This window comes from Streptomyces sp. NPDC001868 (assembly GCF_040297125.1).
Lineage (GTDB): Bacteria > Actinomycetota > Actinomycetes > Streptomycetales > Streptomycetaceae > Streptomyces.
This window is the reverse complement of the sequence record NZ_JBEOYO010000001.1, coordinates 178730-201118: the sequence shown is the minus strand read 5'-3', so window position 1 is coordinate 201118 and position 22389 is coordinate 178730. Positions and strand designations below refer to the sequence as shown.

19 protein-coding genes and 3 pseudogenes are annotated in these 22389 nt (G+C 68.6%); 8 read left to right on the top strand and 14 right to left on the bottom strand.

The window, feature by feature from the left end; translation table 11 throughout:
* Positions 1 to 262 precede the first annotated feature (262 nt).
* Positions 263 to 3010, top strand: coding sequence for an ATP-binding protein (locus ABT147_RS00985; protein ID WP_351401306.1), 2748 nt, complete (start codon positions 263 to 265; stop codon positions 3008 to 3010).
* Positions 3011 to 3266: 256 nt separating this feature from the next.
* Here ABT147_RS00985 and ABT147_RS00980 read toward each other — a convergent pair whose 3' ends face one another.
* Positions 3267 to 3404, bottom strand: coding sequence for an ROK family protein (locus tag ABT147_RS00980; RefSeq protein ID WP_502983008.1), 138 nt, complete (start codon positions 3402 to 3404; stop codon positions 3267 to 3269).
* Between the two features lie 325 nt (positions 3405 to 3729).
* Between ABT147_RS00980 and ABT147_RS00975 the strand changes: the two genes are divergently transcribed.
* Positions 3730 to 4101: an SsgA family sporulation/cell division regulator gene (locus ABT147_RS00975; protein ID WP_351401934.1), complete on the top strand. Its 372-nt coding sequence runs from the start codon at positions 3730 to 3732 to the stop codon at positions 4099 to 4101.
* 167 nt (positions 4102 to 4268) lie between these two features.
* Here ABT147_RS00975 and ABT147_RS00970 read toward each other — a convergent pair whose 3' ends face one another.
* From ABT147_RS00970 to ABT147_RS00960, 3 genes are all read right to left on the bottom strand, one after another.
* Positions 4269 to 5450, bottom strand: coding sequence for an HTTM domain-containing protein (locus ABT147_RS00970; protein ID WP_351401305.1), 1182 nt, complete (start codon positions 5448 to 5450; stop codon positions 4269 to 4271).
* Entirely contained in the window at positions 5447 to 6121 is a 675-nt protein-coding gene (locus tag ABT147_RS00965) for a DUF5819 family protein (RefSeq protein WP_351401303.1), read from the bottom strand. Before ABT147_RS00965 ends, ABT147_RS00970 begins: the two co-directional genes overlap by 4 nt.
* Positions 6122 to 6194: 73 nt before the next feature.
* Complete coding sequence (locus ABT147_RS00960) at positions 6195 to 6563, bottom strand: hypothetical protein (protein WP_351401301.1); 369 nt, start codon at positions 6561 to 6563, stop codon at positions 6195 to 6197.
* 649 nt (positions 6564 to 7212) lie between these two features.
* On the opposite strand from ABT147_RS00960, the gene ABT147_RS00955 reads away from it, so the two are divergent.
* On the top strand, positions 7213 to 8046 hold the full coding sequence (locus ABT147_RS00955; RefSeq protein ID WP_351401298.1) for a PIG-L family deacetylase: 834 nt from the start codon (positions 7213 to 7215) through the stop codon (positions 8044 to 8046).
* A 202-nt stretch (positions 8047 to 8248) separates the two neighbouring features.
* On the opposite strand, the gene ABT147_RS00950 is transcribed toward ABT147_RS00955, so the two are convergent.
* Both ABT147_RS00950 and ABT147_RS00945 read right to left on the bottom strand, forming a co-directional pair.
* The gene (locus ABT147_RS00950; protein ID WP_351401296.1) at positions 8249 to 8854 is read right to left on the bottom strand and encodes a hypothetical protein; all 606 of its coding nucleotides are present in this window, start codon (positions 8852 to 8854) and stop codon (positions 8249 to 8251) included.
* Between the two features lie 352 nt (positions 8855 to 9206).
* A pseudogene (locus tag ABT147_RS00945) lies at positions 9207 to 9770 on the bottom strand (transposase family protein); the annotation flags it as partial.
* 16 nt (positions 9771 to 9786) lie between these two features.
* Between ABT147_RS00945 and ABT147_RS00940 the strand changes: the two are divergent.
* Both ABT147_RS00940 and ABT147_RS00935 read left to right on the top strand, forming a co-directional pair.
* Positions 9787 to 10818 (top strand): annotated as a pseudogene (locus tag ABT147_RS00940) (IS110 family RNA-guided transposase); the annotation flags it as partial.
* The gene (locus ABT147_RS00935) at positions 10815 to 11729 is read left to right on the top strand and encodes an IS630 family transposase (RefSeq protein ID WP_351401294.1); all 915 of its coding nucleotides are present in this window, start codon (positions 10815 to 10817) and stop codon (positions 11727 to 11729) included. The pseudogene ABT147_RS00940 and the gene ABT147_RS00935, both read left to right, overlap by 4 nt.
* Before the next feature lie 25 nt (positions 11730 to 11754).
* Here the strand turns inward: ABT147_RS00935 and ABT147_RS00930 are convergent, their stop codons facing one another.
* The 3 genes from ABT147_RS00930 to ABT147_RS00920 form a co-directional block, all read right to left on the bottom strand.
* Positions 11755 to 12318 (bottom strand): NUDIX hydrolase, encoded by a 564-nt coding sequence (locus ABT147_RS00930; RefSeq protein WP_351401292.1) that lies wholly within the window; start codon positions 12316 to 12318, stop codon positions 11755 to 11757.
* A gap of 112 nt (positions 12319 to 12430) precedes the next feature.
* Complete coding sequence (locus ABT147_RS00925) at positions 12431 to 13642, bottom strand: hypothetical protein (RefSeq protein ID WP_351401290.1); 1212 nt, start codon at positions 13640 to 13642, stop codon at positions 12431 to 12433.
* Between the two features lie 327 nt (positions 13643 to 13969).
* Entirely contained in the window at positions 13970 to 14845 is an 876-nt protein-coding gene (locus ABT147_RS00920) for a nuclease (protein WP_351401288.1), read from the bottom strand.
* A 426-nt stretch (positions 14846 to 15271) separates the two neighbouring features.
* Here ABT147_RS00920 and ABT147_RS00915 point away from each other — a divergent pair, with 426 nt between their 5' ends.
* The gene (locus ABT147_RS00915; RefSeq protein WP_351401286.1) at positions 15272 to 16072 is read left to right on the top strand and encodes an alpha/beta fold hydrolase; all 801 of its coding nucleotides are present in this window, start codon (positions 15272 to 15274) and stop codon (positions 16070 to 16072) included.
* 186 nt (positions 16073 to 16258) lie between these two features.
* Here ABT147_RS00915 and ABT147_RS00910 read toward each other — a convergent pair whose 3' ends face one another.
* Positions 16259 to 17131 carry an alpha/beta fold hydrolase gene (locus ABT147_RS00910; protein ID WP_351401284.1) on the bottom strand — a complete coding sequence of 291 codons (873 nt, stop codon included), beginning with the start codon at positions 17129 to 17131 and terminating at the stop codon, positions 16259 to 16261.
* A 634-nt stretch (positions 17132 to 17765) separates the two neighbouring features.
* Between ABT147_RS00910 and ABT147_RS00905 the strand changes: the two genes are divergently transcribed.
* The gene (locus ABT147_RS00905; protein WP_351401282.1) at positions 17766 to 18161 is read left to right on the top strand and encodes a hypothetical protein; all 396 of its coding nucleotides are present in this window, start codon (positions 17766 to 17768) and stop codon (positions 18159 to 18161) included.
* A 114-nt stretch (positions 18162 to 18275) separates the two neighbouring features.
* On the opposite strand, the gene ABT147_RS00900 is transcribed toward ABT147_RS00905, so the two are convergent.
* From ABT147_RS00900 to ABT147_RS00885, 3 genes and pseudogenes are all read right to left on the bottom strand, one after another.
* Positions 18276 to 19187 carry a GNAT family N-acetyltransferase gene (locus tag ABT147_RS00900; protein ID WP_502983007.1) on the bottom strand — a complete coding sequence of 304 codons (912 nt, stop codon included), beginning with the start codon at positions 19185 to 19187 and terminating at the stop codon, positions 18276 to 18278.
* A 107-nt stretch (positions 19188 to 19294) separates the two neighbouring features.
* Positions 19295 to 19597: pseudogene (locus tag ABT147_RS00895) on the bottom strand (IS701 family transposase); the annotation flags it as partial.
* 571 nt (positions 19598 to 20168) lie between these two features.
* Positions 20169 to 20534: a VOC family protein gene (locus ABT147_RS00885; RefSeq protein ID WP_351401277.1), complete on the bottom strand. Its 366-nt coding sequence runs from the start codon at positions 20532 to 20534 to the stop codon at positions 20169 to 20171.
* A gap of 92 nt (positions 20535 to 20626) precedes the next feature.
* Here ABT147_RS00885 and ABT147_RS00880 point away from each other — a divergent pair, with 92 nt between their 5' ends.
* Positions 20627 to 21592, top strand: a complete 966-nt coding sequence (locus ABT147_RS00880) for a helix-turn-helix transcriptional regulator (protein WP_351401276.1) — start codon at positions 20627 to 20629, stop codon at positions 21590 to 21592.
* Positions 21593 to 21602: 10 nt separating this feature from the next.
* On the opposite strand, the gene ABT147_RS00875 is transcribed toward ABT147_RS00880, so the two are convergent.
* On the bottom strand, positions 21603 to 22097 hold the full coding sequence (locus tag ABT147_RS00875) for a GNAT family N-acetyltransferase (protein WP_351401274.1): 495 nt from the start codon (positions 22095 to 22097) through the stop codon (positions 21603 to 21605).
* Between the last annotated feature and the right edge of the window lie 292 nt (positions 22098 to 22389).

Below are 22389 nucleotides of genomic sequence, written 5' to 3'. Positions count from 1 at the left end.
TTCAGCACGAGAACCAGGCCATGGCCCTCGCGCCCGCTTTCACCCATAGGACAGACCACCTGCCCCCGGTGTGACACCCGCCGCGACCGGTTCACGGACATCGATCCGGCACATGGCCGAGGCGCGTCGAGCCGAGACACACATCACACCGGGCTTCTGTCACACATCGCCGCGCTCCCCGGTCTGTATGGGGGAAATCCGCAACATGACACGGAGTTCGCCGTGGAACGGCGTCGGAAACCGACCGGAGACCGGAACCAGCATGCGCACGATGATCGGCCGGGACGAGGAACTGCGAACTCTGCGGGGGGTGTTGGCGGGCACGGCGGCCGGGCACGGCGGCGCGCTGCTCGTCCACGGCACCGCCGGCGTCGGCAAGTCGGCTCTCCTGCGCACCGTCGGCGCCGAAGCCGCCGGGAGCGGTTTCCGGGTGCTGAGCGCATCCGGTGTGGAGTCCGAACTGTGGCTTCCGTTCGCCGCACTGCAACTGCTGCTGCAACCGGCCGCCGGCGGTATCGAGAACCTGCCGCCCCCACACCGGCTGGCGCTGGGCAACGCGTTGAGCGCCACGGAGACCGAACCCCAGATGTTCCAGGTCGGTATGGCCGTACTCGAACTGCTCGCCGACGCGGCCGACCGGCAGCCACTTCTGCTGCTCGTCGACGACCTGCAGTGGATCGACTCTTCGAGCCGGGACGTGCTCAGGTTCGTCGCCCGGCGCACCCGCGACCTCCCCATACTGATCATCGTCGCCTCCCGGATCCACTACCCCGAGTCGGACAGCCTCAGCGCGTACCCGGACGTCCATCTGGAACCGCTCGGCAGGACGGCCGCCGCCGAACTGCTCGACGCCGGAGCGCCCGGCCTGTCGGCGCCGGTGCGGGCCCTCATCCTGGAGCGCGCGGCCGGCAATCCACTGGCCCTGGTCGAGCTGCCCAAGGCGGTCAAGGGCGTGCCCACGGAGCCGGACGACCTACCGCTGCCGCAGCGGCTGGAGGAGGCGTTCGCCGCGCGTACCGACTCGGCGAGCCGGGAGTGCCGTACGTTCCTCCTGGCTCTGGCGGCCGAGCCGAACGCCCCGCTGAACCGGCTGCTGGACGTGTCGAGTCGTCTCTCCGGTTCGACGGTCCCCGTGGACACCATGCAGGAGGCGGTCGACGCGGGCCTGGTGACCCTGATCGGCCGTACCCTCGAATTCCGGCATCCGCTGATGCGCTCGGCGATCTACACCCGCGCCACCGTGGGGGACCGGCTGGCCACCCACCGCGCCCTCGCGGCGGCGATGGACGACATGCCCGAGCGGCAACTCGTCCACCTGGCCGCCTCCACGCTCGGCCCGGACGAGGAACTGGCCGCCCGGCTGGAGCGTTTCGCCGACGCGTCGCAGGCCCGGGGAAAGCCGGCGGCCGCCGTCCCGGCCCTGCGCCGGGCGGCCGACCTCGTCCACGACGCGCACCGCCGGACCGGCATCCTGATCCGGGCGGTGGAGCTGGCCAGCGAGATCAACGACCGCGTCCACACCCAGCTGCTGCTGGACCGCGCCGACATGCGCGAGCTCGGCCCACTGGAGCGGGCCCGCCTCATGGTCGTGTCCGACAAGGCCGCGTTCGACCCGGGCGAACCGCAAGGACGTATCCGGGAGATGGTCACCACGGCGGCCGGGGCGTACGACGCGGGAGGCGTGGACGTCGCCGAGAACCTGCTGTGGCGCGCGGCCGCACGATGTTTCTTCCAGGACGGCGACGCACAGGTGCGCGCCGAGACCGCCGCCGAACTGGCCCGCTGCAACCCCGATCCGAACGGCCCCCACGCGCTGACGGTACGGGCGTACACCGAACCGTACCGACAGGGGGCCGAGGTGATAGCGCGGCTCGACGCCATCGAACCGGACAGCCAGGACGGCCGGATCCTGCATTTCCTCGGCAGCGGCGCGATGGTCCTGGGTGACACCACCCGCGCCGCCCGCTACCTGTCGCTGGCGGCCGCCGCGTGGCGGTCGCAGGGCAGACTCGGGCTGCTGGCCCGCTCCCTGGCCGGCAGCTGGCCGCGGGCGTACCTCGGTCAGCTCGACCGGGCCCGCGAGGAATCCGGCGAAGGGCTCGCCCTGGCCGAGGAGACCGGGGAATGGATCGTCTGGCTGGGCGTGAAGGCGACGGGAGGCCTGGTGGCGGCGCTGCGCGGCGAGACCGAGGCCGCCGCGCGCACGATCCGCGAACTGCGGGCCCACGCACTCTTCCCCGGCATGCCGTTCGCCACGGTGATGGCACAACAGGTCGACGGCCTGCTCGCCCTCTTCGACGGCCGCACGACCGAGGCGTACGAGCTTCTCGCGCGCGCGTTCGATCCAGCCGACCCGCACTACCACTCGGTGAGCCGCTGGCTGCTCGCGCCGGACCTGGCGGACGCCGCGGTGGCCGCGGGCACTGTCCCGCAGGCCCGGGAACTGCTGGCGGAATTGCCGGAACTGGCCCGCCTGTTGCCTTCGGAGATGATGGTGGTCGCACACGCCTACACCGACGCCGTGCTGGCCCCCGACGACACGGCCGAGGAGCGCTACGCCTCGGCACTCACCGCGCTGCCCGCCGGCTGGTCGCTGTCGCGGGCCCGGCTGCACCTGCACCACGGCCGCTGGCTACGCCGCCAACGCCGCAACGTGGACGCCAGGAACCCCTTGCGCGGTGCCCGCGACGCGTTCGACCAGGCCGGCGCCCGGCCTTGGGCCGAGATGGCCCGCGAGCAACTCCGTGCCGCCGGCGAGTCGAGCCGGCGGCGGCACGCCAACACCGCCGAGCAGTTGTCGGCCCAGGAGATGCAGATAGCCGTGCTGGCCTCACAAGGGCTGAGCAACCGGGAGATCGGCCAGCGCCTGTTCATCTCACACCGCACCGTCGGAGCCCACCTGTACCGGATCTATCCACGCCTGGGCATCACGAGCCGCGGCAAGCTCGCCGCAGTGCTCGCCGCTCTCCAGCCCGCCGGACCGGGAGGGGACGGCCGGATCCTCCCGTGATCCCCCTCGCTGCCCCCCTCGCTGTCCCCTCCTCGCTGTTCCCTCGTCACTGCTTCCTCGTCCGCAGCCGTCGCGTGATGTCCACGACCCGGCGGGTCTGGAACTCGACAGCGGCCAGTTCCGTCTTCGCCGGAGAGACCTCGCCGTTGTGGGACACATGGCTGGTGCCGTACGGATTGCCCGCTCGAATTGGATGGCGTCGGCATAACCCGGTCCGGAGGGATGATGACGACGCCCCAGTGATAGAAGGTGTTGTTCATCGCCAGGGTCGTCGACACGGGAGTCCGTCGGGGACCGCCCGGTAGTGGCCGATCTCGCCCGCCATGCCGAAGGAGCCGCGGAAGAGCCGGCCCCTGCTGATGATGCCTCCGCCGAGGTCGATTCCCACGGTCATCCCGCCGACCTGTGCGGTCACCGGGCACCGCCCGCGCCTCGACCGTCGCGATCCCCCATGCGGTTTCAGCGCACGCCGACGACGAACGTAGAAGACCTCAGGGTCATTTGACTGATGACAGAGCTTTGCGCGCCCTTGAGGATCGTGAGGCCTGACTGGCGCAGATGGGCACCACGGTGACTTACCCCCTCCTGGTCCCCTGCGTCTCCCTGACGGCACCGGTTCAGCGAGCGGTGATGTGATGAGAGAACCTGACAGTCTCACTCTGGTGGTGTCCCGGATACTTGTCCGCCTGGTCGTCGCCGAGGGAGTGGACCAGCCCGTGATGGTCGATCTGTGTTACAAGTGCACCGATCCGTACGCGGTGTCCTTGACGTTCCACATGGGCGCTGACGACACCGTGCGGTGGGTGCTCGGCCGCGATCTCCTCCTGAACGGACAGCACGGGCTCACCGGCGTCGGCGACGTCCAGGTCTGGCCGTCACGACACTCAAAGGGTAGGAAGACGTTCATCGCGCTGCGCCGGTCCCCGAAGAGGGAGAAGGCCGTCGTGGCAGCCTCGGCGCGAGCCCTGGACGCCTTCCTCCTGAAAACCCTCGCGGTGGTGCCCGTTGGTACCGAGAATCTCCACCTGGACATGGACGGAACCGTCCATCAACTCCTGGGCGGGGGCGGTCCCGGAGAGCCGCATCGATAGGGGCTGCGAGGCGGGGAGTTCCGATGGACGCCCGCCTGCCCCGGTCGGACGACGATACGGACACCCGCTTCCGCTCGTCATGCGTGCCCGGTCACCCAAAGAACCGCCCTGCTCGATCGGTCCTCCCCCCCCTGACTCCCCGCGTCGCTGCTCGCCTGCCGCTGAAGTCACCGGCCGAGGTGTTTCGCGGGCTCGGGCCTCCTGCCTTCAGGAATGGAAGGAACGGCCGCCGGGACCTCACTGCCGCTCCCGGGTCGAAGACCTCTGCGGTCGAGACGGGAGTCGATCCAAAGCAGCAGCGCGGTCGGCAGGAACAGGGCGTCGCAGACAATCATCGCCGCGGACAGGAACGGCAGTCCCAGGACGACCGCGATGCCGGCGTGCTCGACCATCATCACCGCGAGCAGGGTGTTCTTGATCTTCCGGGAGGCGAGGGTGAAGGGGAAGGCGACCTGGACGGCGACTGTCGCGTAGCCGAGGAGGACAACCGGAATCATCCCGGCCGCCAACAGATCGGACAGCATCGGCCAGGGACGGAAGTGGTCCAGGTGCAGCGCGTAGTGCAGCGCGCTGCCCTCCTGCCAGCGCGATCCCTGGATCTTGTACCAGCCGGCGGTGGCGTAGATGAAGCAGACCTGCACCGCGATGATGAGCATCCCGACGTTGTGCAGCATGGCCGTGAGACCGTCCAGCACGGTCCGGGCCTCGTGTCGGGGGAACCAGCGGTCGGCCGCGAACCGCAGACCGCATCCGGCCCACAACGCCCACAGCAGCCCCGCCCATCCGAAGTCGGGGAGACCGAGCACCAGTCCCAGCAGTACGCCCGTCAGCTGCCACAGCAACGGACCGGACCGGTCCTCCGCACCGGCGCGCCGACGGCATGCGTCCAGTGACCAGACCTCACCGCAGCGGATGAGGACGAGATAGACCGCCATGGTGATGAAGACGCTGTCACCGCCGTCCCCCAGGTAGGGGGCACGGAACTCCAGGGACAGCACACCGACCATGAAGAGCCCCGACATGGCACGGCTGCGCCAGCCGACCATGAGCAGCAGCGCCGCGAGGAGGGTGCCGTGGTAGACGGTCTCGAACCACCAGTGGCCCGGCCACCAGGCCAGTGCGGTGAAGGCCTGGTCCTCGCCGATGACGCGCAGAGCCATCTCCCGCGACCAGGGGCTGTGGTCTCCGTAGAGGGTGCGGCGGTGGGGCCATTCGCGGATGAGGAAGGTGGCGAAGACAAGCGAGAAGCCGATGCGGATCGTGGCGGCCTGGTAGGGGAATCGGGTCCGGGTCGCGAGGTCGAGGAGGTGGGCCGTACGTGCGGTGAGTGCGGTGAGGCGCTTGGTCACAGCCCCAGCCCTTCGTAGTCGTGTTCCCTCACCGGCCACCAGGGCTGCGCGCCCGGAGCCGCCGCGGGGACCATGACACCGGTGCCCGCGTCGCGCGTGTCCCAGTGGGGTGGTCGCACCGGTGTCACCTGCTGCCGGAACTGGATGGCGACGGCTTGAGTTCCGCCGCCGTCTCCGCGACCGAGGCGCTGGAGCGCGATCCGCTTCAGGTACTGCTCCGACAGGTCGCCGCGCCGGTCCACACGGCGACCGTCGCGCAGGTCGTGTGTCTTCGCGTAGAACTCCCAGGCGCGGCGGAGCAGGTTCTGATGTGTGTGGCTCGGCAGGGGGTTGCCTCTGATGGCCGCGATGTCCTGTCCGGTGAGGTCGACCCAGTCGCTCACCTGGCGGCGGCCGTCGGGTGACGCCGACTCGACGCGTGCCCAGACCGCGGTGTTCTCCTGGAGGGGGTTGGGAGCGAACAGTTTCCAGTCTCTGGCGAAGGTGGGTCTGGAGTATCCGTCGATCTGTTCTTTGTATGTCTGTGAGATCCCGTTCTCCGGCGCGAGAGCGAGGAACACCGCCGCCACGTGCCAGGCCACGGCCCCCAGCATGATCACGGCGGCGGAGACCAATACCGCCGCGGCCGGTCCGGACCGGACCCGGGAAGAGTTGCTCTGAGAGCCTGTCATTCGCTTGCGCTCCGTTGTTCGCCGGGTCCGGTTCCGTTACGTCGACATGGGCGGGCTGCCGCCCGTGACGTGCTCAGCCGGAGGAGCCGCCGCCCGAGGACGAGGCGCCGCTGCTCCCCGAAGAACCGCTGCTGCCCGAGGAGCCCGAGGAACCGCTGCTGCCCGACGAGCCGCTGCTGCCCGAAGAGCCAGAGGAACCGCTGCTGCCGGAACTGCCGGTGTCGCCGTCGTCATCGCCACTGCCCAGCAGGAGATCGCGGATGCTCAGGTTCACCACGGGGTTGAAGGTGTTGGTCTGGTTGCAGAATCCGTAGCGGACCTGGCCACAGTTGTGGTCCAGGTTGTTCGACGTCGAGATGGTGGTGGAATCGCGCTGGAACGTGTCGCCCTCGTCGGCCGACGCGACTCCGCCGAACACCGCGGCGCCCACAACGGACGCCACGACAAATGCCGTCCGGAGAATCCCCTTCATTGGCTGCCTTCCCTTAGGGCGGCGCCCGTCGGTCGCCGCTAGCGCACCCAACCGGGATGAAATGGGCGAGGTAACGAAATTGCTGTACTAGGTGGACCAATCGGGTTTAAGGGAGCGAACCGTGTTGCTTTGCCCCGGGGGTCCAGTGTGGGGACACGCCTGGACGAGGCTCGTGATGCGGGTCGGCGCGGTAAAGGAGACGGACCGTGCCGCCCGCGCCCCGGTGTCCCTTGTTCGCTCGGTATGTGATGGCGGCCTCCGCGAGCGTCGACGATCCCGTGCTCGCGGGCGGCCTGGACAGCGTCGGCCCGGCGTTTCGAGGCCCCGGTGGTCTGCCGGTACACGATGGTGATGCCGACATGGGTCCGACCTGGTCAGTGTTTCGGGGTCGACTGGCTTTGTTGAGCTGAGACATGCGGGCCGCGCCGGGAACAGCCGGTCCGTCCGGCATGGTTGCATCGACGGAGGGACCGGCGCCGCGCGGTTGGGGAGCACGGAGACCAGCAGGTCGTCTGCCCCATCTGGATCCGGGCCCCAGGGTGGCGGTACGCCCCGCCGCACACTCGGACCAAGACATAGCAAGTGATACCAAGACGTACTTCTGCAGGAGGACTGTTTCATGACTGACCGGCCCTTGACGCTCATGGCCGTACACGCCCACCCCGACGACGAGGCCACCAGCACCGGCGGGGTCCTCGCGCGGTACGCGGCCGAAGGCATCCGTACGGTTCTCGTGACGTGTACCGACGGCGGTTGCGGTGACGGGCCGGGGGGTGTCAAGCCGGGCGATCCCGGGCACGATCCGGCGGCGGTCGCCTTGATGCGACGTCAGGAACTCGAGGCGAGCTGCGAAGTCCTGAAGGTCGGCGATCTGGAGACGCTGGACTACGCCGATTCCGGGATGGCGGGCTGGCCGGGCAACGACGCACCCGGATCCTTCTGGCAGACCCCCGTACAGGAAGGCGCGGCCCGGCTCGCGGAACTCATGCGGCACTACCGACCTGATGTGGTCGTCACCTACGACGAGAACGGCTTCTACGGCCACCCCGACCACATCCAGGCCCACCGCATCACGATGGCGGCGCTGGAGATGACCGAGCTGACACCGAAGGTGTACTGGACCACGATGCCCCGCTCGATGGTGCAGCGGTTCGGCGAAGTCATGCGCGAGTTCGGTGAGGACATGCCGGAGCCGGATCCTGCCGAGGCCGCCGCGATGGCCGAGATCGGCCTCCCCGACGACGAGGTCACCACGTGGGTGGACACCACCGCGTTCAGCGGTCAGAAGTTCGACGCGTTGGCCGCGCACGCCAGTCAGGGCGAGAACATCTTCCTCCTCAAGATGGGCAGGGAGAGGTTCGGGGAGTTGATGGGGATGGAGACCTTCGTACGTGTCCAGGACGCCACCGGCGCGGCCATACCCGAGAACGATCTCTTCGCCGGACTGCGCTGACCTGCCCCGCCCGCCCGCCCGGGCCGGCCGTCCGGCCCGGGAAGGCTCATCGTTGCGGGCGGCCCAGTTGTTCACGGCTGGGCAGGGTCCGTCAGCTCACGATCGGACCGCAGTCCGACGGAAGCCGCCCCGCACGTGACCACGTTGCGGGGCACCCCTCACTGTGCGACAAGCACTGGGCCGTCAGTGCGGGAGCGTGCCTTCAGGCGTTCCCCAGGCTCTCCGCCAGGTGAACGGCCGCGTCGACCTGCTCGTCCAACGGCGTCCACTTTCCGGGCCAGCCCTCGTACCTCACACACAGCTCCCGGCCGACCGACTTCACCGACTCCACGTTCGCCGGCAGACCCAGCCGGCGTATCTCCCGGGCGCGCAACCGTGTCGACGGCCGCTCCTCGGGCAGGCGGACCACGACCGCCGTCAGCCACGCGGTCCCTATCTCGCCCGCGTCCTCGGTCGAGCAGACGATGCCCACCTCGACGCCGTCCCGGCGGCCCACGGCGAACAGCTCGCCGCGGAAGTGCGGGCTCGCCGGCAGCTCCCAGCGCTCCTCATGGGTGGGTTCGGCGCTGCTGGCGGTGACCGCGGCCAAGTCGGCTCCGCAACTCCACCCGTTACGGTCCGCCCAGGCCATCAAGATCCAGCGGCTGTTCTCCCGCCGCTGTGATTCGCGCTCTGCGTCGGCGGCAGAGGTGGCGGTGATCCAAACGCCGGTCACGACCAGGATGGCGGCAAGGAACAGCAACAGCTGCCACGGCCAGTCCCAGACAACCCAGAAGGCAAGAAGGACCGCAGACCCGGCCGCTGCCATGAAGGCATGCTCTATCAGGGTTTCCCGCTGATCGTCCATAGGGGACACGACACTCAGTAGACCAAAGCGCATCGTGGATGGCTACGGTCTGTGCAGAGTCCGTGACGATGGCAAGTGGCCAGCGGTGCGCTCTCATTCGCGGCACACCTGGAACGGCTGGCATCAACGGGCCACCCCACCCTCGTCTCCGCCGCTGCGGAATCCGTCTGCCCGGTAGCATCAGTTCCGGCTGGGCGGTTACGACGGCCAACCGCCCCCGGAAGCAGTGGACTTGGCGAACTCGGCGAAGGTCCGCGGCGGGCGACCGAGGGCACGCTGTACGCCGTCGGAGAGGTACTCGTCCTTACCGTTCCTAGGGACTGAGCGGGAGTGAGTCCTGTTGCCAGGTCTCATGCTCGGCCGAACGCCCCGGACGGTGTTGGGCGTTCTGGTTGCCCGCGTTCACTCCGCAACCGGGCCCGACGGATCGTGTCCGTGGTCCGGGGATGCGGGGGCGGGGTTCCTCACGTCCAGGAACCTCCGGTCTGGCCTGGACGGTCCGATGCCCCTGCTCATCTCTCCGGTGAGCAGGGGGCGGTGTCGTCCTCCCCCAGTGCCTTAAGGGCCTGGGAGGTGCCCCCAGCCGGATCGGGTGTCCCTGGGCGCGCCTTCCGATCGCCACGGCAGCAGCGTCGTGGCGAGTGGTCTTACGCGTCGTGGTGGTGAGGGGTTTCTGCCAGTGCTGGGCGCCCCAGCGGCTGGTGTAGGCCGGGTCCACGGCGATGACCGCGACACTTGTGATGTCGGCCATCGAGGCCAGCCGGGCGCGGAGTTTGCCGGTGGGCATGCCGGAGATCAGCTGCCGGAAGCGCTTGCGGCGGCCGTGTTTCTCCCGGGTCTTCTCCGCACCGAAGTCCAGGTCCTCCACCGCGATCGCCTGCACGCCGAACGTTCGGGTCGCGGCTCTGCGACAGGGCAATCGGAAGGTCTTCGCGATCAATCCGATGGCCGCTGCCCGCTACCGCGACCGGCACGGCGTCTCGCGCAAGAAGTCCGACCCTGGCGACGCTCTGGTGCTGGCCAACATCCTGCGCACCGACATGCCTATTCACCGGCCGCTGCCGGCCGACACCGACCTTGCACGCGCCATTGCCGTCCTCGCACGCGCCCAGCAGGACGCGACCTGGAACCGGCAGCAGATCGCCAACCAGCTACGCTCGCTGCTGCGCGAGTACTACCCTGCCGCCCTGGACGCCTTCGCCGGATGGACCAACGGCCTGTGCCGTTCCGAAGCACGCGAACTGCTCAAGCTCGCCCCCACCCCGAGCCAGGCCGCCCGGCTCACCCGCGCCCAGCTCCGGTCCGCACTCAAACGCGCTGGGCGCAGCCGCGGCATCGAAGCCGAGGCCGACCGGCTCCGCGAGGTCTTCCGGGGTGACTACGCGAGCCAGCCGCAGCTGGTCGAAGACGCGCTCGGCAAGCAGGCCTTCGCCCTCCTCCGGCAGTTGGAAGCCGCCTGCCTTGCTGCTGACGAGCTCGCCGAGGCGGTCGAGGAGGCTTTTGTCCAACACCCGGACGCCAAAGTCATCTTGAGTTTCCCCGGTCTCGGGGTCCAGCTCGGCGCCCGGGTGCTGGCCGAGATCGGCGATGACCGCCAGCGGTTCGTCGACGCCCGTGGCATGAAGGCCTATGCAGGTTCTGCCCCCGTCACCCGCGCGTCCGGCAAGAAACACCACGTGGGACGTCGCATGGTCAAGAACGACCGGCTCAACCATGCCGGCTACCTGTGGGCCTTCTCCGCTCTGCGGTCCTCTCCCGGAGCGGATGCCCACTACCGGCGCCGACGCGAGCAAGGGGACTGGCACGCGGCAGCCCAACGTCACCTGTTCAACCGCATGATCGGCCAGCTCTACCACTGTCTTCAGGCAGGCGAACTGTTCGACGAACACATCGCCTTTCCCTCCGAACTGGCCGCAGCAGCTTGACGAGTTGGCATCGTGAGACGTCTCAGTGGGCGGGAGGCCGTCCCCGCCTGCTCAGCCCTGACGACGTAGCCTTCGTCGTGGCGACGGCCACTACCCGCCCGGCCAAGCTCGGCCAGCCCTTCACCCGCTGGTCGTTACGGAAACTCGTCGCCTACCTGCGGCGCGTTCACGGCCGGGTGATCCGCATCGGCCGCGAGGCCCTGCGCTGCCTGCTGGCCCGCCGTGGCATCACCTTCCAGCGGACCAAGACGTGGAAAGAATCCACTGATCCTGAGCGGGACGCCAAGCTGGACCGGATCGAGCAGGTCCTTGAGCACTTTCCCGACCGGGTCTTCGCGTTCGACGAGTTCGGACCGCTCGGCATCCGCCTCACCGCAGGTTCCTGCTGGGCGAAGCAAGACCGGCCCGACCGGGTTCCGGCGACCTACCACCGGACCCACGGAGTCACCTACTTCCACGGCTGCTACTCGGTCGGCGACGACACGTTGTGGGGCATCAACCGCCGTCACAAGGGCGCCGCCCAGTCCCTGGCCGCGCTGAAATCGATCCGGGCAGCGCGGCCGGACGGCGCCCCCATCTACGTGATCATGGACAACCTCTCCGCACACAAGGGCAGCACGATCCGGCAGTGGGCACGGAAGAACAAGGTCAAGCTGTGCTTCACCCCGACCAACGCCTCCTGGGCCAACCCGATCGAGGCGCACTTCGGACCGCTCAGGCAGTTCACACTGGCCAACTCCAACCACCCGAACCACACCGTCCAGACCCGCCTGCCGCACGGCTACCTGCGCTGGCGCAACGCCAATGCCCGCCACCCCGACGTACTGGCCGCCCAGCGCAAAGAACGCGCCCGCATCCGCTCCGAGAAGGGCATCCGTTGGGGAGGACGCCCACTCCCCAACGCGGCCTGACCATGAAACCCGGCAACCTTCCGGGTCACAGAGCGAGATCGCGCCAAGGACCCTCCGGTACCAGAGCGGCGAGAACGGCCGACAGTTGCGGCGGCTCGATCCGATCCGACAGCGAGTCCAGGTCGGACCACGCGACCCAGGCGTACTTGTGGAGGTTGGCCCGTTCATCGGGGAGCAGGCCGGTTCGCACCAACGCCGGTTGCTCCTTGGTGAAATAGGCCACGAAGAAGTGTTCCGGCCCGACGTACCGCTTGCCGTTCCACCACACGTCACGCTCGACCGGCACCGAACGGTCAAGGACCGCGGCCGGGTCCAGTCCGGTCTCCTCGGCCAGTTCACGCCGTGCCGCCATCAGCGGGGTCTCGCCCGGTTCGATTCCCCCACCGGGCGGCTCCCAGAGCCATGCCCCATCAAACGGATCACGCCAGTGGAGAAGAAGCAGGCGGTGGGCAGCGTCCAGGCAGATTACCCGCGCGGCGGGCCGATGTGTCGTCTCCACAGTCTCGACACTAATCGACACCGATGTGCGCCCATACCGATCCGCAGGGGAAGCCGCGATCGCGCCTACCCTGTCGACGACGCTGATCACCCGGCGAACGTTTGTGGTCAGAGCACTACTGAAGTTGAATGCGTGATGTCGGTGCCCATCGCTGGCGCTGTTGGTGCCAGGCACGGTGGAAGCCGGTGAGGCCAGCGTCGGGTCAGTAGACGATGGACACGATCTGGCACGCGGCTTCGGCGAGCCGACGATCTCCTTGCACATGGGCGCGGGACAAGGCATCCGCAGGATCGATGTTCCGCGTAGACAATCGCCAGACGGTCTCTGTATCCAGCAGTACGACTGCGGTTGGTCGGCCGCTCGGCGCTTTGGACAACGACCATCGGTCCGCAGTGGCAGTCGCCGTCCAGCTGCCGTCGGCAGGGCCCTCGGCGATCACCTGGACCTGCCGGGACGGCGGTACGAGCGAGAAGACGTAAGCGTTGACGCCGAAGCGTCCGCCCGGAACGGGTCGGCGCTCGGGGAGCAGGGCGAAACAGCCGGTCACCCCTGCCGACGTCACCCGGTAGTGGCCCGGCGGCAGCTCGGGCAGCGTCACCGCCCCCGAAGCCCGGCCCGCCGGCACGGTCACCGTTCCGGCCGCGACCCGCTCGCCGAAGTAGTCGGTGACGGTGAAGGGCAGCCGCCGGGCCCGCTCCGTCCGCGCCTGGAGCACGAAGCGCAGCTCCGGCATGTCGTCGCCCCGGTGGACACCCAAGGTGTCCGGATCACCGAGGTGGATTCCCGTCAGGCCCACCCGTGTCACGGGGGTCAGCGTGAAACGGTCGAGGAGGAAGCGGTATCCGGTGGACGTCGACAGCACACTCGGCTCGTGCACCACGAACGTGATCGTGTGCTTCTGGTGCTTCTGGTGCTTCTGGTGCTTCTGGTCCTTCCGCGGGGCACACAGCTCCACCACCCCCAGGTCCAGCCGTGCCAGATCGCCCCACGCGGGCGCCGACTCGTACCAGTACGGCTGGGAACGGGCGACCGGTACCGGCGGCCCGTCGTCGACCGCGAGCCCGAAGTACGAGCCGGTCTCCTCGACCTGAGGGTGTTCGACCGGGACGGTGGCCACCGCCTCCAGCCGGTACGGGCCCGGCGCGGGCACCTCGACCTCGTAGGTCGCGTACCAACCGGAGGCGGGCGGGCGCCGGTCGGTCTCCAGCGCGAGCAACGCACCGCCGGAAGCCCGCCGGTCCCTTCGTACAGGGATGTTTCCGCGGATGGCCGACTCGCCCTGAACCATGATCGGCCGGGAGCCCGGGCCGCCGTCGCGGGGCCGGAACCCCAGGGCCTCCGACGCGAGCGCCCCCAGCCCCCAAGCCGTCACCACTGTCACGGCTGTCACCGCCGTACGCCTGTCGATCGCCATACCGTCCAGCGCACCACGCGACAGAAGCCCTGACCTCCTGCGGGCGAAGGGGCTGGGCCCTGGACTGTCCCCGGGGACGGCCTCCATCGGGGGGTGGAGGGCGACCCTGAGAACGATGGTGAAAGGCCTGGCCAGGCCAGGGCGGTGGTGAAACCCGCCATCGGGCCGCGCTGTTCGAGTAGTCGGTCCACGACGGCCACTGCGGCCACGACGCCAAGGCCGCAAGGCTGCAAGCCCATCAGGGCCTGCTCCTCAGTTCCGCCTGCACCGCTGGGAATCGCCGCCCTGTCACGGACCTGGCCCACCGCCACCTGACGCCCGCAGGCGTCATTTCTCGAGGATGGTGATGTCCTCGATCGGCCGGGTCATCTTGATGATGTTGTCGGTGATCTTGATGACGTGCTGCAGCCCGTGCAAGGACTTCTCCTGCCCTGACAGCCGGAACTCTTCGTTCTCGCCGGCCAGATAGGCGGGGAAGCAGGTCAGGGACGGGCCGAAGAGGCGGATGTAGTCCGCGAGCCGACGGAACAGCTTCGGCAGGATCACCTGGTGCGCGGTGATGGAAGTGAGGTCCTTGATCTTGGCGCCGTCCTCGAAGGTCACGTCATTGGCCCACACGCTGTTGGGGGCCTTGGTGGCGCGTGCCCGCCGGGTGGTTTCGGCCATGTCCTCGCGCAGCGCTTCGGGGAGTTTGCTGTAGAAGGTCGGGTAGACCAGGCCTAGTTCGAGCAGGCGGTGGTTGGCTGTCTGATGCAGGTGGTCGATGGTCACGATGCTGCGCCGGCCGTTCTTGACGCCCGGCGGCAGGTCGCCCCGGCCGACCAGGGCGATACAGCGGCCGAAGATGTCGGCACCGCTCGCGAGGACGTAGCCGGGCACGGTCTCCGGGGTCGAGGCGACGACCTTCTCCCTCTCGTCCATGAGGATGCTGTGGAAACCCAGCCAGGACAGCAACTCGTCGCGGGCGGCGCGAGCTCCCAGGTTCAGCGGCTGGTGCACCTCTTCGGGGCCCACCCCCTCGTAGTGGGTCTCCAGCGCGTCGATGGCGTCCATCCGGACCGTACCGCCGCCACGGCTGTTGCGCTTGACCCGGTTCCTGCCGGGCACGTCGCACCAGAAGCCGGGATCCTGGGGCAGGAAGGAGACGGTGTCGCCGTCGGGCCGGGTGTTGATGATCCGATACGTACCTTTGATGGCCAGCATGGGCATGGGCATGGGCGTGGGCGTGGGTGTAGGTGTGGGCGCAGGCGTGGGCATGGATGTCTCCAGTGGCGTGGGGGAGTGCCTCGGAGGCCATTGTCGTTCCGCGGGACGAGGAAACCGGGGACCGACCAGGGGGCGCGCGAGCAGGAGCGTGACGCCGCGTGCGAAAGGGTGAGCGGGACACCGAGAACAGGAGTGCCAAGGTGTCGGGACCCCGGGAGACGGTCCTCGGCAACAGGGAGTACGGGTGTTCGCTGGGCAGGTCGCCGAGCTCCGGCAGCGGCTGAGGCCCCGCGACTGCCAATCGGGTTCCGCCCCTCCCGGCTCCAGCACCGTCACTCCACCGTGTCCCACCGCAGTACCGTTCGTAAGGACCTACTCGTCCGGGCCGATGACGGCTCCCTGCGTGTGCGAAAGGAAGACACGTTGACCGGCTCCTATGTGACGGTGCGGGGCCTGCGCACGTACTACGAGGAACAGGGGGCGAATGGGCAGAAGGAGGAACCGGGCGCGGGCGGGCCGCTGTTGCTGCTGCACGGCGGCGGCGTCACGGTGGAGAGCTGGTCAGCCCAGCTCCCGGCACTCGCCGAGCGGTACCGGGTGCTGGCCCCCGAGCGCCGCGGCCACGGCCGCACCCAGGACCTCGACGGACCCATGACCTACCCCGGCATGGCCGACGACACCGCCGCCCTCCTCGACGAACGGGGCACCGGCCCGGTCCGGGTCGTCGGCTGGAGCGATGGCGGGGTGGTCGGACTGCATCTCGCCCTGCGCCGCCCCGACCTGGTCAGCAAGCTCGTGGTGATCGGCACCTCCACCGACGAAGGGGCGGAGGACTCCACGCTGGTCATGTCGGCCGACGCCGAGGAGACGCAGCGGCTGCTGACATCGATGTCCTACCCGCCGTACGCGGCCCTCTCCCCGGACGGTCCCGAGCACTTCCCCGTCGTCCTGGAGAAGCTGACCCGGATGTGGCGCGAAGGCCCCGGACTGGTCCTGGACGACCTCAAGAGGATCGCCGTACCCGTGCTCGTCATGCTGGGCGACCGGGACGAGGTACGCGTGGAGCACGGCGCCGCCATGGCACGGGCACTGCCCCAGGCCCAGCTCGCCGTGGTCCCCGGCACCTCGCACGCCCTGCCGCTGGAGAAGCCGGAGGTCGTCAACAGGCTGCTCCTGGACTTCCTCTCCGACGCACCGGACGTCCGCCTCCTCGGCCAGTTCTGAGGAGGGGCCATACGCGTCCCCGCGCGCCCCGGAGTCAGGGGGCGTCAGCCGAGCGGACCGCGTCCGGGTATCGCGTGTACGGCGAGGACGCGGGTGGAGCGCCTGGCCGTCATCTCCTCGGCTGTGCAGTCGTCCAAGCGGGACAGCCGGAGCCTGCTTCCTGCCGTCCTCAGGTCCTGCCGCGCATCAGCGTTCGGTGGTGTGGTCCAGGATCGCGGCGGCGAGAGGCGCGTGCACCTCACGGGGGAGTGCGTGCCCCATGCCAGGGATGTCGACGATGCGTGCGCCCTTGATCGCCTGGGCGAGGTGGTGGGGATGCGGCGGCGGGAAGACCGGTTCGGCGGGAGCGGAGATGACGAGGGTGGGCACCGTGGTCCGGGCGAGTTGCTCGGTGCGGTCCAGGTGGGAGGCGTCGGCGCGGGCATGCGCGGTGCTGGTGGCGTGGTGCCCGGTGTGCGCGATGACCTTCCACTCCTGGGCGCGGGCGTACTCGTCGTCGAAGGGGAGCTGATCGCCACCCAGTACCCGCCAGTGCTCGACCCGCCGTTCCAACTCTGCTTCCAGGCCGAGGTCCGCCACCGGGCGGGACCACATCTCCAGCAGGCGGGGTGAGATACCCGGAAGTTCCTCGGGCGGGGTCCGGGTTTCGTCCGGCTGGACGTACGGGACGGTGCTGAGCGCGCTGGTGCCGATCAGGGTCGCGCTGAGCAGCCGGTCGGGATGGTCGGCGATGAGGAGCTGCGCGAGCATGCCGCCCATCGACATGCCCACGATATGGGCGCGTTCGACGTCGAGGGCGTCCAGCACCGCGAGGGCGTCATCGGCGAGTTCGCGGAGGGGATAGGGCCGCTGGTCGAACGCCCAGGTGGAGCGCCCGGTGTCGCGGTGGTCGTAGCGGATCACGCGATGGCGGGAGGCGAGCATGTCCACCAGTTCGTCCGGCCAGCCCAGGCCGGATGCCTGCGCACCCATGATCAGCAGCAGCGGAGACGCGTCGGCGGCACCACGGCCTTCCGCCCAGAGGCGTACACCGGGTGCGGCGTCGACGAAGTGTTCCATGATGCCCCTTCTATAGGCCACGAACGCAAGACGAGACGTATCGTATCGCATATGAAGTGTGTCCGGTACCCACGACCATCCGGCAAGCGCGGCGTGTAGGTAAGTCACCGCGACGCCGGGGTGGATGCCGAAGAGGCGTACAGGGTGGACGGTCGCCGGTTTGGCGGGCTTCGTTAGGGGTATGGTCGGCCCACGCTAGGTGTGGCAGCAGTCTGATCTGTTCGTCTGATCTGGTCGAAGTCGGCGCGCATGACGCAGTAGCTCATCGGTCGGGTGCGACGGATGGTCACAGCCGGCCGCAGGGCGGGCAGCGCGTCCGCCTCGTTGTTGACGGCCCGAGATACTTCAGGCGTCGGGCGCGGTGGTGACAACAGGTCAGACTCCTGCGCCGATTCTGTCCATACGGCGCCTCTGAGACCCCACGCACCCCACGTGCACCACGGCTCATCGAAGTTTCGGACATTCGGGGATCGGTGGTGACAGGGTGGCCAGTGCGTTCTGAGAGCATGCGCGGTACCACTTGGGGATGGGTGACAGAGGAACCGGCCATCATGGACCTCGTCCCCGCCGGACCACCTGGGTCTGCCTGGAAGTGCACTACTGGCACAGATGTTCCTGCGGAAGTATCGCGGCCATGCAGACATCTCGCAGAGTCGCCGCCCTCGGCATAGCCTCGGCCGCCATGGTCACCGCCGCAATCGCCACAGCGCCCAGCGCCGCCGCGGACAGCTACAACGGGTGCGTCTACCCCCGCGTGTGCTTCTATCCGACCGTCACCCAGTGGAACAGCGGCGCACCCACGGCCGGCTACCAGGACGTCACCAGCAGCTACCAGAATCTCGGCCCCAACAGCCGAGGCGCTGACTACGTCCGCAACACGCGCAACGACGACCGGGTCTACCTCCGGTACACCTACAACCCGACTGGCGCGACAGGGGCGTTGTGCGTCAACCCCAACATAACCGCGATCTTCAACTCGGACTTCACGGTGACCGGCATCATGATCCAGTCCGCACCCACCTGTCCGTAGTGGCTTAGGTCCGCTGACCGGACCGGGGTGGCGCGGTCGAGTGATCCCGCCGCCTCGGTCCGTTCTCGCGCGAGCGTCTATTCAACGCCGCGCCGCAGAGCGGCCAGTCTGGGTCTATTCGGTGGGTTCAGCGGGTTCAGCGGGTTCAGCGGGTTCCGTGGGTTCAGTAGGTTCAGCGGGTTCGGCGATCAGTGCCGTACCGATCGTGCGGAAGCCGAGTCGCGCGTAGATCCGCGCGACATCGTCGTCACCTGCCGACAGGAAGACGGTAGCCGCGCCCCGCGACCGGGCGTCGGCCACCAGTGCCGCGGTCACCGCGAGTGCGAGACCGCGACGGCGAGCCGTGGGAAGCGTTCCGACGCCTACGATCTCGCTGACTCCCGCGAGCGGTTGGTGCTGGCCGGCAGAGAGTGCCGCCGCGTCCTCGACAGCTGCGGCGACCACCGTCAGACCTGCCCGGATACGGACGATCGCGCGTTCCACCGATCCGTCGACAAGACCGGTGGCTACCGCTTCCGCCAGTTGCGGGGTTCCCGCGCGACCGACGTGGGTTCCCGGCTCGGCGAAGGCGAGATGAGGAATGGCCAGAGCGCTGGACAGCATCGGATCGTCCGCCCCTACGATCCGCACCGCTATGCCGCCCGACAACTCCTCCACCGGCACTGCCGGAGTACTCGGATCGAGCACCATCAGCGGATGCTCGTGAACCACGAGTCCCGACTCCTCGACCGCTGCCCGCAGCGTGGGCGTGGTCTCGGCGACCCATTCGAAACTTTCCGGGATCCCCAACTCCCGCTGCCGGGCACGGACCTTCTGCACATCAGCGGCAGCCAGCGGCCCCGACCATTCCCGTGCAGGACGGGCATAGAACGGCCAGCCCTTGCCCTCCCGTACGAAGAGGGTGAGCGGCCCGTGGTCCTCGACCCGGGCACCGTGGCGCGGGACCGCGTCGTAGTACTCCTCGAGTCGGTCCAGCAATGCCCGCTCAGGATGATCGTCGGAATCGGCAGAAGTCACGCCGGGCATCCAAGCAAGACGGTCCCGGCCGACGCCACTTCATTTCGTCCAGCACGCGGCGATGCTCGGCCGGGAATCCGCTCCCGCGCTCGTCGGCTCGCAGTGTCCTGAGCGGCGGCTCGGTCCTGATGGCGGCGTCGCCGGGTGGACCAGCCGAGCCGGTGGGCCCGCATCGTGTTCGGGTCGGGCGACGAGCGTCGTGAACAGTCGCTGGATCCCGTTGCAGGTGAGCGGATCAGCCTGTCCGGGTGGGATGGCGGGCGTGTTCGTCGGCGCGGACTACGGCGAGGAGACGTGGGCGAGCATGGCCAGGGTGACCCAGCCGGACCAGGAGGTGAAGCGGCGGACCTGGTGCTCGTCGAGTCCGGCCGAGCCTTCTCCGACTGGAGGGTCTCAGCCACCTGCCGCCTGCCACCACTATGCGGCCGGTGGTAGTTGTAGTGGATGTTCCACGCTGTGACCGCGGCTGACCGGGCGGCCTCGCTGGTGAACTCGCGGGCGTAGAGGATTCCTTCGGCCATGATGCGCCGGTCGCGCTCCACCTCACCGCCTGGGGCGATGAAGTGATGTTCGCCGAGGCCGAGCCGGGGCAGGCGTCGGCTGACGGTTCGCCGGTCGATCACAAACCCGATACTCGCAGGTTCGTCGGTGATCCGTTGCGCGGAGCACTTGTGCTCGCGGCGCCAGGACTCGATCTGCCCGATGACCCATGCTGCAGTCGCGTTCGGACTCCGCTGCGGACTCGACGGTCGGTCTTGCCATCCCGCATCACCGTAGAGCTGCCAGAGATTACCCACTTGCCGGCGCATGCGCGAGAGATGCCCGTCTCCGCGGCGACGTGGGCGATGGGACGTGTCTGGCACCGGTTCACGAGCCGCCTACGGCCCTCGACGCTCAGGGGCGCATTCGCGTGGGGCACTCGTCGTCCTCTCGAAGTCGGACGACGGCAGGCGCGACACCTGTCGTGCGCGCCTGCCGCATTGCGGCCTTTCAGTCCCGCGGTGCGACGCGGATACGGTTCCCGTCAGGATCGGCTGCGAGGAAGGTCAGACCGAACCCCGCGTCATAAGGCTCGCGCAGGATCGTGACCCCCTTGGAACTCCACTGCTTGAAGGTCGCGTTGAGCTCGTCGGGTCCACCGTCGATGGCCAGGCACACCTCACTGGTGCGCGGGACCTCCGGTGACAGATCCTCGAACTGGCCGGACCACACACCGAGGTCAGCGCCCGGCCCGAGGTCGAAGGTGATGTATCCCGGAGTCTCGAACGAGGGGCTCATGCCGAGGAGGTCGCCGTAGAAACGAGCTGCGGCGGGAGCGTCGTTCACGTAGACGATGGATACGACGGATGTGGTCATGATCGTTCCTTCTCACAGGTGGTAGGTACGCATCCACCAGCCTGACCGCGATATACGCCGCATCGTGTCGCAATTCCTGAAAAAATTGGTGTGTGACCCCAGACCGCTTCTTCACCCTGATGCTGCTCCTCGAATCGAGGGATGCCGTGACCACACAGGAACTCGCCTCAGCGCTCGGGGTGTCCCTTCGAACCATCACCCGGGACCTGAACTGGCTCCGCGACGCCGGTCTGCCGGTGACCGCACACCGGGGCCGCCTCGGAGGCGTGACCATGCTGCCCGGATCCGGACTCGACCTCACGCGACTCACACCGGGCGAGCGTGATCATCTGTCGCTCACCGGGCTGGACGAGAAGCAACGTGCGGAGCTCGACGCATCGGCCGAAAGCCGGCGCGCGCTCTCCAAGATCGCCGCTACACAGCCACGTCGAGTTCATGAGCTCCTGCCGCTCACCGACGTGGTGCACGTGGACAGCCGTCCCTGGCATCAGGCACGAGCTTCCGGCACGACTCCGGCTTCCCTGATCGGCGCAGTGCGGCGAGGTCGCCGGCTATGGATCGAGTACGACAGCCCACGCGAGTCATGCCCACGCGACCTGGTCGTGGATCCCTACGGGCTGTTCGCCAAGGCCGGCATCTGGTACCTCGTCGCCGACTGTGCCCGAGTGCCACGGATGTACCGACTCGAACGGATCACGATGTGGAAAGAAGTCGACCAGCCACGACGGATCCGCGAGAGCCAGACCCTGGCCACCGTCGCTGCGGCGCTCATTGATCAGTGGGAACACAACCACGTGATAGAGGTCAGCGCCACCATCGACCAGACCCAGATCGAGCGAGCGCAACGGATCTTTGGCCAACGACTCATCACGGGCGACCACGAAGAATCCGCCACCGGCCACAAGGTGACGATCCGCTTCCTGCATCTGGAGGACGTGCGAGCACTACTGCCGTTCGGCAGCGCCATCACTGTGCACGGCCCCACCGAAGCCAGGGCTCACCTCCGCGACCTCGCCACCAGTCTTGCCCACCACTATGCGCCGTCACCAACGTCCTGACCCGCAACGGCTAGAGCACGAGGTCGCGCTGATACCAGGTGCCTGGCTTCCCGCAGAGGTGGGCCGGGTCGGCCGGGCCGACAGGGACGAACCCGGCCTTGGTCAGCACCTTCTGGGACGCGATATTCTGGCGGGCAGTGGCCGCCCGCAGTGTGCGCAGCCCGTGCCGCGCCGCCGCCAGCCGGCACAGCTCCCGGACGGTCGCGGTCGCCACACCACGGCCGGCAACATGTTGGGCGACCCGATAGCCGAGTTCCGCAGTGTGGTCCTCGATGTCGACCAGATTGAACCTGCCGAGTACCGAGCCATCCTCGGCGACCAGCACGTGGAAGGCACAGATGCCGGCCGCCTGCTCAGCCAGCAAGGCGTTGTACCGGGCAGTGAACTGGTCGAAGAAGTCGTCGCCGCGGTCGGGGACCGAGGCAGCGAAGTAGGCACGGTTCGCCAGCTCGAAGGCCAGGACCGCCGGGGCATGATCGGCATGCAGTTGCCTCAGCTCGGACATCGCCCGACCCTACCCAGACAGCGCGCCGTGACCACCTGAGTTTCCGCCAGCGGCAGATTGCCCCGAGCCCGAGCCCGAGCCCGAGCCCAAGACGGATGACGAGGGCGACGGACCTACCGCGACAACAGCAACTCCTCATGGAACAACGACCGCGACACCATCCACCTGTACGAGCCCACTGGCAACCGGGTTGTCCGGTCTCCGCGGTGTCCGGGCGGTCTCCGGGAGCTCTTGGCGTGAGCTGATGCGGTCAGTCATGCCCGGGTACCTGTCCGTCCCCACGAGCGAGAAA